General features: G+C 29.9%; 20 protein-coding genes and 1 tRNA gene. 19 read left to right on the forward strand and 2 right to left on the reverse strand.

Annotation, left to right across the window (positions count from 1 at the left end; translation table 11 throughout):
- Nucleotides 1-2: 2 nt before the first annotated feature.
- The 12 genes from NLG42_RS05280 (at nucleotide 3) to NLG42_RS05335 (ending at nucleotide 7,773) form a co-directional block, all read left to right on the forward strand.
- Entirely contained in the window at nucleotides 3-548 is a 546-nt protein-coding gene (locus NLG42_RS05280) for a conjugal transfer protein TraO (protein ID WP_257683188.1), read from the forward strand.
- 37 nt (nucleotides 549-585) lie between these two features.
- Nucleotides 586-1,083: a hypothetical protein gene (locus NLG42_RS05285; protein ID WP_257683189.1), complete on the forward strand. Its 498-nt coding sequence runs from the start codon at nucleotides 586-588 to the stop codon at nucleotides 1,081-1,083.
- Nucleotides 1,084-1,109: 26 nt separating this feature from the next.
- Entirely contained in the window at nucleotides 1,110-1,691 is a 582-nt protein-coding gene (locus NLG42_RS05290; RefSeq protein ID WP_257683190.1) for a GIY-YIG nuclease family protein, read from the forward strand.
- 105 nt (nucleotides 1,692-1,796) lie between these two features.
- The gene (locus NLG42_RS05295; RefSeq protein WP_131474525.1) at nucleotides 1,797-2,033 is read left to right on the forward strand and encodes a hypothetical protein; all 237 of its coding nucleotides are present in this window, start codon (nucleotides 1,797-1,799) and stop codon (nucleotides 2,031-2,033) included.
- Between the two features lie 75 nt (nucleotides 2,034-2,108).
- Complete coding sequence (locus NLG42_RS05300) at nucleotides 2,109-2,375, forward strand: hypothetical protein (protein WP_257683191.1); 267 nt, start codon at nucleotides 2,109-2,111, stop codon at nucleotides 2,373-2,375.
- The gene (locus tag NLG42_RS05305) at nucleotides 2,365-2,844 is read left to right on the forward strand and encodes a hypothetical protein (protein WP_257683192.1); all 480 of its coding nucleotides are present in this window, start codon (nucleotides 2,365-2,367) and stop codon (nucleotides 2,842-2,844) included. Before NLG42_RS05300 ends, NLG42_RS05305 begins: the two co-directional genes overlap by 11 nt.
- A gap of 227 nt (nucleotides 2,845-3,071) precedes the next feature.
- A complete protein-coding gene (locus tag NLG42_RS05310) occupies nucleotides 3,072-3,245 on the forward strand; it encodes a hypothetical protein (protein WP_165572138.1) in 174 nt (57 codons plus the stop codon).
- A gap of 423 nt (nucleotides 3,246-3,668) precedes the next feature.
- A complete protein-coding gene (locus NLG42_RS05315) occupies nucleotides 3,669-3,917 on the forward strand; it encodes a hypothetical protein (RefSeq protein WP_257683193.1) in 249 nt (82 codons plus the stop codon).
- A gap of 38 nt (nucleotides 3,918-3,955) precedes the next feature.
- A complete protein-coding gene (locus NLG42_RS05320) occupies nucleotides 3,956-4,198 on the forward strand; it encodes a hypothetical protein (protein WP_257683194.1) in 243 nt (80 codons plus the stop codon).
- Between the two features lie 313 nt (nucleotides 4,199-4,511).
- Nucleotides 4,512-4,922 (forward strand): hypothetical protein, encoded by a 411-nt coding sequence (locus tag NLG42_RS05325; RefSeq protein WP_257683195.1) that lies wholly within the window; start codon nucleotides 4,512-4,514, stop codon nucleotides 4,920-4,922.
- 167 nt (nucleotides 4,923-5,089) lie between these two features.
- Nucleotides 5,090-5,611: a TlpA family protein disulfide reductase gene (locus tag NLG42_RS05330; RefSeq protein WP_257683196.1), complete on the forward strand. Its 522-nt coding sequence runs from the start codon at nucleotides 5,090-5,092 to the stop codon at nucleotides 5,609-5,611.
- A gap of 5 nt (nucleotides 5,612-5,616) precedes the next feature.
- Nucleotides 5,617-7,773 (forward strand): peptidase domain-containing ABC transporter, encoded by a 2,157-nt coding sequence (locus NLG42_RS05335; protein WP_257683197.1) that lies wholly within the window; start codon nucleotides 5,617-5,619, stop codon nucleotides 7,771-7,773.
- Between the two features lie 84 nt (nucleotides 7,774-7,857).
- Here the strand turns inward: NLG42_RS05335 and NLG42_RS05340 are convergent, their stop codons facing one another.
- Entirely contained in the window at nucleotides 7,858-8,535 is a 678-nt protein-coding gene (locus NLG42_RS05340) for a GNAT family N-acetyltransferase (RefSeq protein ID WP_257683198.1), read from the reverse strand.
- Nucleotides 8,536-8,883: 348 nt separating this feature from the next.
- Between NLG42_RS05340 and NLG42_RS05345 the strand changes: the two genes are divergently transcribed.
- The 6 genes from NLG42_RS05345 to NLG42_RS05370 all read left to right on the forward strand — a co-directional run bounded on the left by NLG42_RS05345 (nucleotide 8,884) and on the right by NLG42_RS05370 (nucleotide 14,391).
- Nucleotides 8,884-10,203 (forward strand): tyrosine-type recombinase/integrase, encoded by a 1,320-nt coding sequence (locus NLG42_RS05345; protein ID WP_257683199.1) that lies wholly within the window; start codon nucleotides 8,884-8,886, stop codon nucleotides 10,201-10,203.
- A gap of 33 nt (nucleotides 10,204-10,236) precedes the next feature.
- The gene (locus NLG42_RS05350) at nucleotides 10,237-10,986 is read left to right on the forward strand and encodes a hypothetical protein (RefSeq protein ID WP_257683200.1); all 750 of its coding nucleotides are present in this window, start codon (nucleotides 10,237-10,239) and stop codon (nucleotides 10,984-10,986) included.
- A gap of 104 nt (nucleotides 10,987-11,090) precedes the next feature.
- Nucleotides 11,091-11,369, forward strand: coding sequence for a helix-turn-helix domain-containing protein (locus tag NLG42_RS05355; RefSeq protein WP_257683201.1), 279 nt, complete (start codon nucleotides 11,091-11,093; stop codon nucleotides 11,367-11,369).
- Between the two features lie 126 nt (nucleotides 11,370-11,495).
- Nucleotides 11,496-12,677: a hypothetical protein gene (locus tag NLG42_RS05360; protein ID WP_257683202.1), complete on the forward strand. Its 1,182-nt coding sequence runs from the start codon at nucleotides 11,496-11,498 to the stop codon at nucleotides 12,675-12,677.
- 279 nt (nucleotides 12,678-12,956) lie between these two features.
- The gene (locus NLG42_RS05365; protein ID WP_257683203.1) at nucleotides 12,957-13,871 is read left to right on the forward strand and encodes a hypothetical protein; all 915 of its coding nucleotides are present in this window, start codon (nucleotides 12,957-12,959) and stop codon (nucleotides 13,869-13,871) included.
- A 178-nt stretch (nucleotides 13,872-14,049) separates the two neighbouring features.
- Nucleotides 14,050-14,391, forward strand: a complete 342-nt coding sequence (locus NLG42_RS05370; protein WP_257683204.1) for a hypothetical protein — start codon at nucleotides 14,050-14,052, stop codon at nucleotides 14,389-14,391.
- A gap of 456 nt (nucleotides 14,392-14,847) precedes the next feature.
- Here NLG42_RS05370 and NLG42_RS05375 read toward each other — a convergent pair.
- Nucleotides 14,848-14,927 (reverse strand) — tRNA-Leu (locus NLG42_RS05375).
- A 291-nt stretch (nucleotides 14,928-15,218) separates the two neighbouring features.
- Between NLG42_RS05375 and NLG42_RS05380 the strand changes: the two genes are divergently transcribed.
- A complete protein-coding gene (locus NLG42_RS05380; RefSeq protein ID WP_089053799.1) occupies nucleotides 15,219-16,160 on the forward strand; it encodes a ribose-phosphate pyrophosphokinase in 942 nt (313 codons plus the stop codon).
- Nucleotides 16,161-16,226 lie beyond the last annotated feature (66 nt).

Here is a 16,226-nt window from a genome sequence, read left to right on the forward strand (position 1 = left end):
AAATGAAAAAAACTAAATTATTTCTTGGGGTATTATTACTATCAGCTTTTTCGAAAGGCTATTCTCAAAACTACAAAAATGCTTTTGGTGTTAGCATTGGAGCAACACAGGACGGTTATGGTGTTATGCTTAGTCATAATTATTTCATCAACGACAGAAATTCAATTTCGGCTTCTATTCTTGCAACCGATGCTAAATACAAAGTCGGAGAAGATAAAATAGGTTACAACGACATAACACTTTTGTTGGGCTATTCTATGCCCATATATCTTACTCAAAACAGAAAATTTGGGATTGTCTTCGGTAGCGGTGTAGTACTTGGCTACGAAATAGTCAACGATAATAAAGAGATGAATTTAAGCAATGGCAGTTTGATTTTGGACGAATCAAAATTCATTTACGGGGCTTATGCGGGATTAGACTTTGACTACCTTATTAATGATAGAACAACGCTTTTCATAAAAGTAAACGAGTATTATCATGCTAATTCAGATTTAGGAAAATTTGTTCCGTTTGCAGGAATTGGATTAAGATATTATACCAATTAAATAGATTAAATAAACAATATAATTATATATAATAAAGATGAAAAAAAATATTAGAAAAATCGGAATGTTAATGATAATATTTTCTTTAATGGCTTGCACCAAAGAAGTAGATGTTTTAGAGCCAAAACTAGCAGGCTCTTACAAAATTAAATCAATTATAACAGATTTACCTGTTGATTTAGACAACGATGGAGTTGCTAATACAGATATGAGTAAAGAAAAAGACCGTGGCTATTGTCGTTTTGATGATACTTTTTCATTTAACAATGGTAACAAAGGAATTTGGGCTGATGGTTCTGATATTTGTAGTAATGCCTTAGAGCCTTCCGACGATTATTTTAATTACATTTTTGACAAGATAAAGAAAACTATTTCTATGGAAATTTTTCCCGATAAAGGACAAAAAGAACCTGAGCGTTTAGAACTTACAGATGTTTTTATCAGCTACATGGACGGAAAACAAACACTTAAATTTAGTTTCTACGACGAACGCTATACTAACAGAATAGTAACGTACTATCTTGTATCTGAATAAATAAACGTACATAAACAATTAAAAACATGGATTTATACTTTGTAAAAATATTAGACCAACAAAAAATAAAAGTTGGTATTTCAGAGAATGCAAAAAAAAGAATAGTGACTATTCAAAATGCTGGAGGCTATCTTGATAATCAGATTTATTCAAATATTTTTCATGATTCTGGTCAATTTGAAAGCACTTTAAAAGTGTTGTTCAAGGACTATCAAATCAAAGGAGAGTGGTTTGAATACAAAGGGCTTGTAGAATTTTTTCATAAAAAAATTCAGTTTGAAAATAAAATAGATTTGAATATGATTCGCACTCTGCCAAAAAAGTTCCTCAATTCAATAGATTTTAATTTAGATAAAGAAAGTCAGAAAATTGAAAAAACTATACAAAAACAACAATCTGACAAAGGAATATTGGTAATAAAAGGCGATATTATTAATTTATCAAAAGAGGAACTAGAAATGATAAAAAAAGGAGAAACAGTATATTTATATGACAATTTTGTTGACTTCTTTAACGGAAAGACTTTTATTACTTGGGAGTTTGAAGATAAACGGCATATTGTACAAGCTTTTTTAAAAAAACTAGGCGTAGAGTTTAAACGGCTGTAAGGAAAGGGATTCTCTGAATATTGCAATATTTAGAGAATCCTAAATCTAATTTTTTTGACACTTTACACATTAAAAAAAATAATTAATTCTGTAAAAAAAGGAACTATGAGTAGTATCACATTAACAAAGCTTTACGATTTATTAACTGAAAAGGTAGGAAAAGAAACAGCTTTAAGTTTGACTTCTTACATTGAACGAAAAATAGACAAAGAAGCAGAGCAAAATAGGAGCGACTTAATAGCTAAGAAAGATTTAGAAAAACGATCAAGATGGATGCTAGGCATATTTATTATCCTTTCATTAATGATATTTGGTTTATTTATTGCCATTTTATTAAAATAAAATTTAAAGTCCTGCTTCGGTAGGATTTTTTTGCTTGAACTACTAATTTTTAAAGTAATTAAAAAAAAATAATTTATGAAATGGGAAACAATAGAAACCAAAGAAAATTACAATAAAGCTGTAATACGAGCTATTGAGATTTTTCACGCTGAACCAAATAGACCTGAAGATGATGAACTAGGAATTTTATGCTTATTAATTAAAGATTATGAAGACAGACATTATCTAATACTTGAATTAGATGTTCTAGAAAATATTAAAAATGGATTGGAGGAAATGAAACAATCTAAAAAAGGTAATTTGAAAACTACTCCTGCTAAAGATTTTTTGAATGAGTTATGAAACTGGGCAATCCTTAAAACTGAAAAAGATGTTAAATAAAGAATTTGAAGTAGCTGAAAAAAGAATGAATGAGATATTAAACATAGCTACTCAAAAAGGTGGTTTTGCTTTTTTAACCCCTAATGAAGATTTAGAATTGGATACGGTTTCTAGTATAGTTAAGAGTTACGAAGACGTACATTTTATTATTGGTACACCTCAAACAATGTATAATAAAAGCAAACCAAACATTGCATTTATTGAAATAGGTAATGATGGAACTTATAGCGTGTATATTGAAAATAGCACATTAAATTATGGAATTCATGGAAATGGTAAAACAGTAAAAGAAGCTCTAGAAGATTTCTTTAATTCATATAAGGAAATGAAAGAATTTTACAGTGAAAAGGGAAAGGAATTTATCGAAGCTACTTTTGAGTTTAAGTACGATGTGGCTTCTTTTCTAGAGTATTATGGAAAAAAATGTTAAGCTGGATAACTAAATAACGTGAAAAGCTATTCCGGATCTTTTCTTCAGGAAGGCAAAATGACGTGAAAACAAGAACCAGGAACGAGCTGCAGAAACCCAAAATAACGTGAAAATTAAAACTTGCACATTTGCACTTGTAGAATTAGAGAAGATGATAACGAATGAATATTATATATAAATAATTAGTATATATGATATAATTACATTGTTTTAAGTAATATTTAATTATGAAAATAGGAGATAAAGCCATTGTAGATCCAAAATTAACAGGGTTGGATGTATGGATTGAAGGAGAGGTAATTGACGTTGAAAATAACCCTTTCAAAGGAATTGTTATCGCTATTAAGGACAAATTAGGTCGTATTTTTTTTGGAGAAGAGAAATATTTTAAATTAGCCTAATTATGTTTGCAATAAGTTTTGATATGGTTATTGTTGACATTAAAAAAAATACAGAAACTCTTATAATAATGTTTATTTTGAAATAGGTAAAGCATTAAGGAAGTATGATTTTTTTAGTACGAGGAAGTGTTTACTTATCTACAAATACCGATATGGCGAATTTACTTCGAGCAATGAATGAATTAAAATTCTATATTTGATTCTTAAACGATAACACAACGAATTAAATTAAGCCTCTTTTAGAAAAGTATCCTTATTGCTTTTAAAATACCGATTATCGCCTAGAAATTACCATTTATTGCTTTGCAAATAAAAAAATAAATTAAACACTTAATTTTTAATTAAATTTCCTCTTTTTTTAATTTAAATTTAAAGGATAAATCTTATATTTGGAAAACATTAACACATAAATCTTACATAATTATGAAAAAACTAGAATTGCAAAAAATGGAAAATTTAATTGGAGGTGCATACACTAATACTCTTGATCAAGAAGCGCCAGATCAAGACGAGCGCGGAGGTGGTTGTACTGGCGCAAATGTAGTAGGTTGTTTCTCAGATGTATACTCAAATCATGGCTGGGCGTCACTTGCTGCAGGTATAACAAGTGCATTTATCCCACAAACCGCAGTAGCATTTGCACTAGCTTGCGCGGCAAAAAATGGATGTTAAATCCTTATACTATATACTAATATTTTAAATATTCTAAAATGAAAAATTTAGCCATCTATTATTTTCAAATTTTAATACCAATTCCATTATTATATTTTAGTGCAAAAGAAAAAGATTACATTTTGTTCTGCACACTAATGGTTTTCTATTATATCTACCGAATTTTTACCGATTATTATAGATTATCCAAAAAAGATGTCCTTAAGAAAAATGATTATTTACTTTTTATATTTCCTTTATGGAATATAAAATATTTTAAAGAATTATACTTTGAAAAGTAAAAGTCAATAACAATATTTCTAATAAATTATTCTGAATTTAGAAAAGCATTATTCATCTATGAATAGTGCTTTTTTTACAAAAAAAAGTATAGCAGTGAAAAACACTTTTCTTAGGTATATCTTACTTTCTTTTTTCTATGTTTTTATTACAGAAATAACAAATAAGATAATCAATTTAACAGATCTTGTTCGTCATTTTCTAGTTGACTTTCTAAGTATAAATCAAGTAAATAGTTACTTAGAATTTCAAGATGAGTGGCATTGGTTATCGTACTTATATATTCCTTTAATAATTTTAGTTAAAACTTCACTAATGGCTACTATTTTATACATTGGATTATTCTTATCTGGTAGAGAAATAAAATATAATTCAACATGGAATGTAGCTCTAAAAGCAGAATTTATCTTTTTGTTAGTTCCCCTTTTTAAAGTTATTTGGTTTGTTTTTTTTCAAGTAAAATATGATTTAAATGATGTTCAAAATTTTTATCCTTTATCAGCATTAAACATTACAGGTTACAAAGAGCTAGAAGTTTGGTTTATTTATCCGTTTCAGGTACTTAACTTATTTGAACTATTCTACATAATTTATTTAGGTTTTGAAATTGGCAAACTAACCAAAACCAATACAGATTATGGGTTAAAAATTGTAGGCTTAAGTTATATACCGGCACTATTATTATGGGTTGCAACAGTTATGTTTTTTACACTTAATTATTCTTAGAATGTCTAAAATTCAAAAACTTTTCTCATCATCTGCTGCTGCAGTATAATCATTATTCACGCAGTCATCTATTTTTTCTACAAAGAAGATTACATTCAAGCTGGACTAGGATCAATATCGATGGTTTGCTTAATCATGTCCTTACTTTTAAACAGAAAACAAAAACAATGAAAAAATCATTAAAAACAATTATTGTATCACTATTTATTGGTGCTCTATTCTTTCTTGGTTATCAAATAACATCTAAAATAAACCATAAAAAAGAAATTCTTCAAAACATCAAAACTATTCCCAATTTTTCTTATCAAACAATAAATGGAGAAACTTTTACAAATGAAAATCTTAAAAAGGATATTGCAACAATTTTTATCTATTTCAATACTGAATGTGACTACTGTGATGCAGAAACACAAATGATAAAAAAAAACATGGAAAAATTTAAGGACGTTCAGCTCATTTTTATATCCTTTGAAGAACCCTTACAAATTAAGAAATTTGCTAAAAAACATCAATTAACAGCTTATGATAATGTTCGTTTTTTACATGACAACAAAGTCTCATTCGCTGCTACTTTTGATGTTAATTCATTGCCTAGTATAGTATTATATGATAAAAATCAAAATTTAATCGAGAAAATAAAAGGTCAAATAAACCCTGCCATTTTGATTAGAAAATTAAATATCGACTAATCGCAATGAATTTAAAACATATCCGTAAAACCCATTCTTTACAATTAGATCAATCAGATTGTGGCGCAGCATGTTTGCTATCGATTATAAAGTTTTACTATGGTAATACTTCTTTAGAAAAAATAAGAGAATTAAGCGGCACAACCAAACAAGGGACAACAATGTTAGGATTGTATCAGGCAGCTAATCAATTAGACTTTAATGCTGATGGCTGCGAAGCTGATATGCATGCATTGATTGATCATAAACAACCCCTTATTTTACATGCTTTAATTGATAATCGATTAAACCACTATATCATTTGCTATGGCTACAGTGAAAAAGATGGATTTCTGATTGGAGATCCTGCGAAAGGAATTGCTTTTTTATCAATCCAAGAACTAGACAAAGTTTGGATTTCAAAATCTTGCCTGACTTTAGAGCCAAATAAAAATTTCGTTACAGAAGAAGCAGAAAAAAACATTAAATTAAAATGGTTTTTAGATATACTAAAAGAAGATTATAAACTTATTTGGATTTCTATACTGCTCGGTGTTTTTGTTGCTGGTTTAGGGTTGGCAATGGCTCTTTTTTCTCAAAAACTTATTGATGATATACTTCCATCAAACAACATCAATAAATTAATTTCTGGAATTATCCTGTTGACTATTTTACTTTCTGCTCGTGTTGGAATATCTGTTTTAAGACAGCATTTTACAATTCGACAATCTAAAGATTTTAATAACCGTATTAATAATACATTTTTCTCGTCCTTGCTTCAACTTCCTAAATTCTTTTTTGACACTAGAAAAACAGGAGAACTTGTCTCAAGACTAAACGATACACAACGAGTGCAAAATGTCATCAAAATATTAGCTAACACATTAATTATAGACATTCTTGCAGTTATAATCTCATCTGTTTTCTTGCTAACTTATTCATTGAAGTTGGGAATAATTTGTATTCTCAGCCTGCCTGTATACTTCTTTATAATCTACCGTCACAATAAAAAAATCATGCTTTCTCAAAAAGAAGTAATGGAAAGTTCAGCTGTTAATGAAAGTAATTTCATTAATACAATTCAAGGTATATCTACTATTAAAAATGACAATAAACAAGCTGTATTCAATCAATTAAATCAATTTATTTTCGCTAACTATCAAGAAAAAATAGTTAACCTCGGAAAAATTAACATTAGCTTATCTTGGCAATCTGGCTTGGCAAGCGTAATATTTGTTATTGGAATCTTAATCTATACTTCTATTCAGGTATTTAATAAAGAAATTAAAATTGGAGAATTAATGGCTATTTTAGGAATTGTCGGCTCATTATTGCCTTCAATTGCAAGTTTGGCTTTAATTTCGATTCCAATAAATGAAGCAAAAATAGCTTTTAACAGAATGTATGAATTTGCATCTATTAAAAAAGAAAATGAAGAAGGACTTAAAATCCTTGAAATTAATAAAATTTGTATTCAAAATCTGTTATTTCGGTTTGCAGGTCGAAGCAAACTTTTCCATAACGTAAATATCGAAATCGAAAAAGGTAAATTCATTGCAATAGTAGGTGAAAGCGGATCTGGAAAAAGCACTTTGGGACAAATTTTACAGCGTTTCTATCCATTCGAAAAGGGGAGTATTATTTTAAATAATAATCATCAACTTCAAGAGATTGAACTTAAAAGTTATAGAGATTTGTTGGGAGTCATTCCTCAAGAGATTACCATTTTCAACGGAAATGTTATTGATAACATCCTGCTTGGAACGATAGACACACCAGAAAATGTAATGCAGTTTATTAAAGAATATGAATTTGGACATTTCTTCAATCAATTGCCACAAGGATTAGAAACTATTCTTGGTGAAGAGGGGATAAATTTAAGCGGAGGTCAAAAGCAGATTATCGCGCTGGCACGAGCCTTATATAAAAAACCACAGTTTTTAATTTTGGATGAAGCAACATCAGCCATGGACAGAAACACCGAAAAATTTACACTGCAATTACTGCAAAAAATAAAACTAGATTGTGCTGTACTATTCATTTCGCATCGCTTAAATAAATTAAAAACTATTGCTGATACTATTTATATTTTAGAAAATCAAACTATAACACAGTTTGGCAATCATGAGGAATTAATGCAAACGTATAATTTTTATAGTGCGTACTGGAAAGAAAATAATTAAAAGATCATTAAATCTAAAGGGTAGTGTCTCACAAACTGTGGAAATTAACATTGCGTCTGCCAATTACTTATGATTTACAAGAGTCTAAAAAGATAAATTTATGCTGTCTTTTTTTAGGTTTAACTCTATTTTGCCAACAATTTCGCCAATGCTCGTTTTTTCAACATCCTTGTATAGAATGCAATTAAATCCAAATGATTGATAAAAAGGAATAAGCAAATTAAAATTATTAGAATATGAACTTGAAAGTTCGCCTGTGATACTTGTATATTTTTGCTCCAATCCGTTTTTTATTACAAAATCCATAAGCACTCTACCATATCCTTTTCCTTTTATTTTTGACATAAAGCCTGTTATATGAATTTCTTTTCCACGCTTTGTGAACTCTATTTCAGAATCACAATCTTTATTATTTCCACTTTCACCAAATAATTCTATAGTGTCAAATATTTCCTTTTTTGAATATGAAATAACAACTAACTCGTTTTTTTTAGTTATTGCAAGCTCATAGGTTTTATTTCTATCGTTTTTTATAATTTCTCTGAATCTATTGAATCTTGTTATTAAAGCATTGTTTTCAGTAAAGATATTTTCTTTTTCCTTTTTTAACAGATCAAATTTTTTATTTAATACGGATAAGGAATCTTGTTTTTGTTTTATCTCGTTTTTTAAAATAAATCGTGACATTTTTTTCAGCATCTCATGTAATATTATAAACAGTAATCTGAACGGAACCAACAATAAGGAGTCTTTAATTTTCATAATCCAAATATATAATAAAAAAATCAGCCACCTTTTTGACCACCCTAAAAAGAAAAAGCCTCTGAAAATCAATAGATTTCAGAGGCTTTAAGTACCCGGAGCCGGAATTGAAACCACTCAATTTGGCAATTTTACCAAATAGCATAAAACTCTGTAAAAAAAACTTAAAAACTCTTATTTTTAGACACATTACGGCGATTTACAAACAAATAAATTGTCTAACTAAATTTAATGAAATAGAATAAAATCTTAAAATGGTTGGGCAACGGTTGGGCAACTTTGTGAAACGTATTACAAATTTTATTACTTTTGAAGTGTTCAAAAGTTCAACTGTTCAAAAGTTATAAAATGGCAACAATTCAATATCGATTAAGAAGCAAGGCAAATAAAAATGTTTCTATAAAAATTCGTTTATCAATCAATCGAGATAATGTATTTGAGTTAAATACTGGCTTCACAATCAATCCAAAAGACTGGAGTGAAGCAACCAACCTCCCCAAACAAAACAGCCCCGAAAACAAACTAATTTCCAACAACCTCAAAAAGTTGGAATCTTATATTTTTGAAAACCTCAACAGCGATATGGGCGAAAGTGTCACAATTGATACTTTTTGGCTGGAATCGAAAATAAACGAATGTTTCAAGCGTGTAGAAAAAACAGACGATAGTCTTATTACAAACTACATTCAAAATATAATCGATACAGCCGACACACGAAAAGTAAAAGTTAAAGGCGGTTACAAACACGGTATTTCATTGAGCCGAAAAAACAGTTTCATATCAACAAAAAGCATTCTTTCGGAATACCAAACCAAAACCAAAAAGCAAATACACTTTACAGACATTAATCAGGCATTAATCGACAAACTCGAACACTGGTTACTCAAAACTAAAAAGTACGCCGTAAATACAGCCTCAAAGCATATTGCAAACATCAAAACCATTTGCATTGAAGCCGAAAAAAAAGGCATTCAGGTTAACTCCTATGCAAAGCAAATTATCATAGCATCAGAAAGCGACGACGAGCGATATATTCAAACATTATCGTTTGAGGAATTGGACGAAATACGCAAAGCAGACATAACAAGTGAGGCGCACCAAAACGCCCGAAAATGGTTATTAATCGGGTGCGAAATTGGACAACGAGGCGGGGATTTAATCGAGATAACACTAGATAATATAAGATACAAAGGCGGGAATATGTATTTAGACCTGATCCAGCAGAAAACAAAAAAAGCAGTTACTATTGGGATAATTTCCCCCTACATTATTGATATAATAGAAAACAGTTTCCCATACAAAATCAGTACCCAAAAACTCAATACCTACATTAAAAAAGTATGTGAAACTGCTGGAATAAAGGCAATGACAGAGGGCAAAATATTTGATTCCGAAACCGGCCGTAAAAAGTTCGATTTATACGAGAAACACAAACTCATTACGACCCACTCTTTTAGACGCTCATTCTGCACAAACTATTACAAAAAGATTCCAACGCCTGTATTAATGGGCATATCGGGGCATAGTAAAGAATCTATATTTAGGGTTTACATAAACGCACCAGAGGATACAGACGAAAACGCCGATATGTTTATGAAATTTTATAGCGACATACACAAAGACAAAAAACCCGAAATGAAGTTAATTAAAAACGGAACTGACAACTAAAAAAAGTTTATTCAACACTAATTTTGGACAACAATGTATAACCGAAAAATAAACGATTTAAGAGTATTCCTAACCGAAACTTTATATAATTACGAATATGAAAAAATCAATTTAAGTGAAAATGAGTTTGCAAATTGGTTAAAAATGACTTGTTACGTTATTAACGAAAAAATAATATCTACAATTGAATATTATCAATACAATGCAGTACCTATAACCGAAATAGAAAAAGCAAAAGACAAATGCAAAGACCTTTCTATTTTATTGAACAAATACAAAACGGAACTCACTAAATTAGGCATAAATCCAAATGAGCAATTGAGCTTCAAAAAAGAAGTAAACGATGCTTTTGATTTTGAATTAACAGAAAATACCAAAGAACTATTACCAAACTATTTAGAAATAAAAAAAGAGTTTTTAGACTTTATAAATATTGAAACCTCAACAGAAACTACAAAATCAATAGATAAAAATATTATGTTTCAATTGGGAATTCGTCTTGCAATTGGAGATTTAGACGATTACTACACGGTAAATAAAAATAAAGAAACAAGCATAAAACACGGTTATAGTGCGCCTAAAATTTCTAAAGAATTAGGGAATCCTGAATGGAATAAATTTATTTTAGCCACGTTAAATTATTATCAAAAAGGGCAAAGTAAAACTAAAAACATTTGGATTAACAAAAAGACAATGAGGCAAGTTTATAAAGATTGTAAAGACGAAAAAGTTAAAATGACTGATTTTTTCATGGAGAAATACAATGAACTACTACAAGATTAAACAGCATTATAAAATAGTACCAAAAGTAGTACTAGTACCATAATAAAGTACCAACTAAATAGAATGAATTTTGTCAAAGCATTAACAAATAAATACTTTGCAAGATGGCACAAATTCAATTTATCAGTACTAGCCCGCAGGAACTTCAAACCCAAATTAGCGGGGAAATTAAAATCCAGCTAGAGGAATTTCTTAAAAATTTCGCTCCGAAACAACCAAATGACTACCTGACAAGAAAACAGGTAAGTGAAATGTTTGATGTTGATATTTCAACAGTAGCAAACTGGCAAAAAAACGGCAAATTACGACCGCTGGGAATATCGGGGCGTGTTTATTTCCTACGTTCCGAAGTAGAGGCAAGTTTAACACCTTTACATGGCTAAATCTATCATTTTAATTTATCGAAACATTAGAGCAATAAAAAAGGGAGTTGTTCACGCTCCCTAATACTTTGTTCAAAAGTTAGTTTCACAAAGGCAATTGTAAAACCGTTTTCAAAGATAATATTAATGGTAGATTACACAAAAATATACCTCATAAATATTGATGTTCAAAAGTTGCTAAAATCAAAAGTCCTGGATTTTAAAAGCACAATTTCAAAAACTACTGGAGAGATTAACGAAAGTGTTTTTATTGCGAAATATCACTTTTGCGAAATCACTATTCAAACGATTAAAGAAGAAGGTAAACCCGAAAGAACTCACGTGTTTTTTATAGGCAGTATTCACAAAATGTGGAACGAACTCAACGGAATAAAAGCCCCCAATTATGATGAAAAGAAATTATATAAGGGATTTAACGGCAATCAATTTACCCTAAACGACATTGTTGAGGTTAGAACCCATTTAGAAGATTTATTTGACTGTAAAGCATCTCAAATGATTTTTCAAAACATCGAGTTTGGGGTAAATTTAATATTAGACTATAACCCTATATTGTTTATAAAAGGGTTGCTATATCATAAAAATATAATGTTTGAGTTTAGTCATAAGGGCAATAGTGCACGAGTAATACATTGCAATTTTATTATCAAGATTTACAATAAATCATATCAATACGGTATGTCAGAAAATGTAATTCGTATAGAGTTGAAAACCTTAAAAATGGAGGAATTAAAAGGCAAAGGCATTCCTATAAATACGTTTGAGGACATAAACGAAAACACCTTGGATAAAGTTTCAAAGTTGCTTATAAAGAGGTTTAGTGAAATTAGACATTATGACTACTCCATCGACAAAAAGAAACTTACAGAACGTAAGTTGAATGAGGCGGGGAATTATTCTAATCCTAGGTATTGGATTAATGATTTAGAACCAAATGAAAGAGATAGATATTTGAAAAGATTAGACAGTATCACGACTAAATTTTCAAAAAAAAGATTTCAAAGAATCAGTATTGAGATAGGAAAAAAGTGTAGCACGATTAACCGACTTTTTGCTGATAAAACTAAAAAAGAAATTAACAAAAAGTGTAGCGTCATTAACCGTGTTTTTAAAAACTCATTTTGTAGCACAGTTAACCCCTTGGATAAAGAGTTAAACATTATACAAAATACTCTCAAAAAAGAGATTGGAAACGAATCTAAAAATGATGAGGTCAAAAAACAACTATTAAGCTATAAAGAACAAAGAGAGTCAATTGAAGAGTATAATCGTCTAGCAGTTTTAAATTATAATTCAAGATATGTTTAAAAACGCATTCTCTTATACTGTTTTATAATACAATACTTTTATATTTGTGATATGAAATAAAACGAATTTAACATATCGGCAACCTTATTCTAGTTAGCAAAACCGGCCAAGTTTAAATATACACAAAGAATAAGAATTGCACACGCCAAGGCGTGGGCTTTTCTTACTATGTGTATGCGTTCTTGGCCGGACGTTGCTAGCAGGTTTGAAATGTCCCACGCCGATTGTTTTTACTAACTTCTATTTGGGGACATTTGTGAATAATAATTAAAAACTGAAATGTTTAAAAAAAACATCTTGATGCTCATCGTCCTTTTCTTAAATGCTTTAACCTACGGACAGAAAAAAACTCCAGTATTACAACATATATCTAGCTATATTATAACTGAATCAGATACGATAAAAATACAACGGATAAATCAAGCAGAGCGTGATAAGCTGTTTGAAATTGGCTATAAATCATATCCAACTTCACAATCACTTTTGCTCGCCGTTTTAAATATACAAGATTACTTAAATCACAGTAGTCGTGGGGAAAAACCTATTGGCTATGATTACAGATATAATAGTTTTGACATTCTTCTCAATAAGTTAACTGAATATGCAAAAGACTATCGAGTATATTTTGATTTAGAAAATTATAAAAAAGAGAATTTGTATTACGTAAATTATCCTTTAAAAAACGGGGTAAGAAAAAGCATAACAGAAATATTTAGAGAAATTGATTTAGAAAACGAAAGAAGAGTTGAAAATTGGGCAATTCAAAGAAAAAATGACAGTCTGCTTGTGATTGAAAGGAGACAAAAGAAAATAAATGATTCTATTGTATTTATAAAGCAAAAAACAATAAATGAAGCCAAAGAAAAAGAAAGGCTAAAACAAGAAGCTAAAATACTAATTGCACAAAAAAAGCAGGAAATTGAAAAAAAAGCAAAACGCAAATTAGACAATGAAAAAAAAGAGAATGAAAGAAGAGAGGCTATAATTAATAAATATGGATTAGTGAACGGAGAAGCTATTTTAAATCATAAAGTCAAAATTGGTTGGACAAAATCAATGTGCATAGCTTCGTGGGGCAAACCATATGATATAAACCGCACCACAACTACATACGGCTCACACGAACAATATGTTTATAGTTTGAAAAAGTATCTATATTTCGAAAATGGTATTTTAACAGCTATTCAAGATTAGAAAGAAATTACCTAATTAGTTTTTTACAAAACACAAATCAAAATACAAAATCTTAAAATTAATATAAATCAACAAAAGAATGAAAAAATTACTATTAGGAGCTATACTACTATTTAGCATAATTAGAATAAGTCCGCAACTAAAATTGATAAAAGAACATTTACTTTTTAATTAGAATATGGAAACAACGATAAAAATTAAAAGTAGTAGTACAAATGAAATTTATGATGTTCTTTTTAAAGTTGATAACAATTCGATTAGCATAAATTGTAACTGCAAAGCTGGATTAATCAAAACCCTTTGCAAACATCGATTGAGTTTAATTGACGGAGATTATAGTGCAATTTCAGATCAAAATGACATTACAGTAATAAACGAAATATTCAATAAAATTGACAAATCTAAAATAACAGATTTATTCTTGGAATTAAATCATATTGAAAAAGAGATTAAAAAATTAGACTTAATCAAAAAGAAAGTAAAAAAAGAATTAGGTATTAAGTTTGCAACTGGTTTTTAAGATTTAAGATAAAAAGGTACTGTAAGTCTTTTAATGAAATAATTGCAATAGGTTGCTCATTGTGTTTTAAAAGCACAGTCACCACTTTTGCGCAATGCAACGAATCCCATTATTAAAATGCAATGTTTTGTTGCAATTTAATAATGGGATTTTGTATTAAATAATTTGTGAACTCTAGCAATTTAAGAGTTTATTTAAAAAAAAGTTAATCAAAGTTGCAAAAAAATGCAATGTTTTTTAATAGTTTTTAAAATCTTATATAAACATTGCAACAAAGCAACAAAAAACGCCGGATAATTATTATAAGTTTAAAAAAGATTATTTCTAGATTGAAATGTTTTTGAGTATAAAATCTAAAAAAGACATTTTTTCTACAGTGGTTGGGCTATGGTTGGGCAATTCCAAAATAAAAAAGTCCGTAATGCTTGAAAAACAAGCTATTACAGACTTTTTACGTACCCGGAGCCGGAGTCGAACCGGCACGGTTTCCCACAGGTGTTTGAGACCAGCGCGTCTACCAATTCCGCCATCCGGGCTTAGCAGACGAAAAAACAACTAATAAATCAATTGTTTTAACGCAATAGAATGAAGTCATAAATGGCGTCATTCCTTTAACACGGTGCAAATGTAAAAAATAAATTTAAACCAACTACTAAAAATACTTAAATTTTTCCTTTCAGTGTCCAATAAATTTTATAAATTTGCACCTCGTTAAAACGACGCACACACAACTAACTACACCCGAGGCATTTATGCAGGTTTTGCTTTACCAAAAATGATAAAGCCAAATTGTACAGAGCGCAGCGGAGCAAAAACAACAAATTATAATGTCGCACCTAGAACCAGAAGCTAAAATTTTTGCTTGTTCACAAAGTGTTTATCTTGCAGAAAAAATTGCAGAACAATACGGAATTCCGTTAGGAAAAGTAACGATGTCAACGTACAGTGATGGAGAGTTTCAGCCGTCTTACGAAGAGTCAATTAGAGGATTACGCGTTTTTATCGTGTGCTCAACATTTCCAACTGCTGATAATTTGATGGAATTGTTATTAATGATTGATGCTGCAAAACGCGCATCAGCAAGACACATTACAGCTGTTATGCCTTATTTTGGTTGGGCAAGACAAGATAGAAAAGATAAACCAAGAGTTCCAATTGGAGCTAAGTTAGTAGCTAATTTATTAGATGCTGCAGGAGCGACAAGAGTAATGACAATGGATTTGCATGCAGATCAGATCCAAGGATTTTTCGAAAAACCAGTAGATCATTTATTCGCATCTACAATCTTTTTACCGTATGTAGAAAGTTTAAAATTAGAAAATCTAACCATTGCATCTCCAGATATGGGAGGTTCAAAAAGAGCATATGCTTACTCTAAGTTTTTAGAATCAGATGTAGTAATCTGTTACAAACAAAGAAAAGCAGCCAACGTTATCGACACTATGGAATTGATTGGTGAGGTAAAAGGTCGTAACGTAATATTAGTAGACGACATGATCGATACAGGTGGAACTTTAGCAAAAGCTGCAGACCTAATGATCGAAAAAGGAGCGCTAAGCGTTAGAGCAATTTGTACACACGCTATATTATCTGGCAGTGCGTATGAGAAAATTGAAAATTCAAAATTGACAGAATTAATCGTTACAGATTCAATTCCGTTAAAGAAAGAATCAAAGAAAATAAAAGTAGTGAGTTGTGCACCGCTTTTTGCAGAAGTTATGCACATGGTGCACCACAACAATTCCATTAGTGGAAAATTTATAATGTAAAAAGCTATACGCTTTAGGCTTTAAGCCATAAGCTATTTCACGATTACAAAATAAGCCTTAAGCCTA

The sequence above is a fragment of the Flavobacterium plurextorum genome (genome assembly GCF_024638035.1).
GTDB lineage: Bacteria > Bacteroidota > Bacteroidia > Flavobacteriales > Flavobacteriaceae > Flavobacterium > Flavobacterium plurextorum.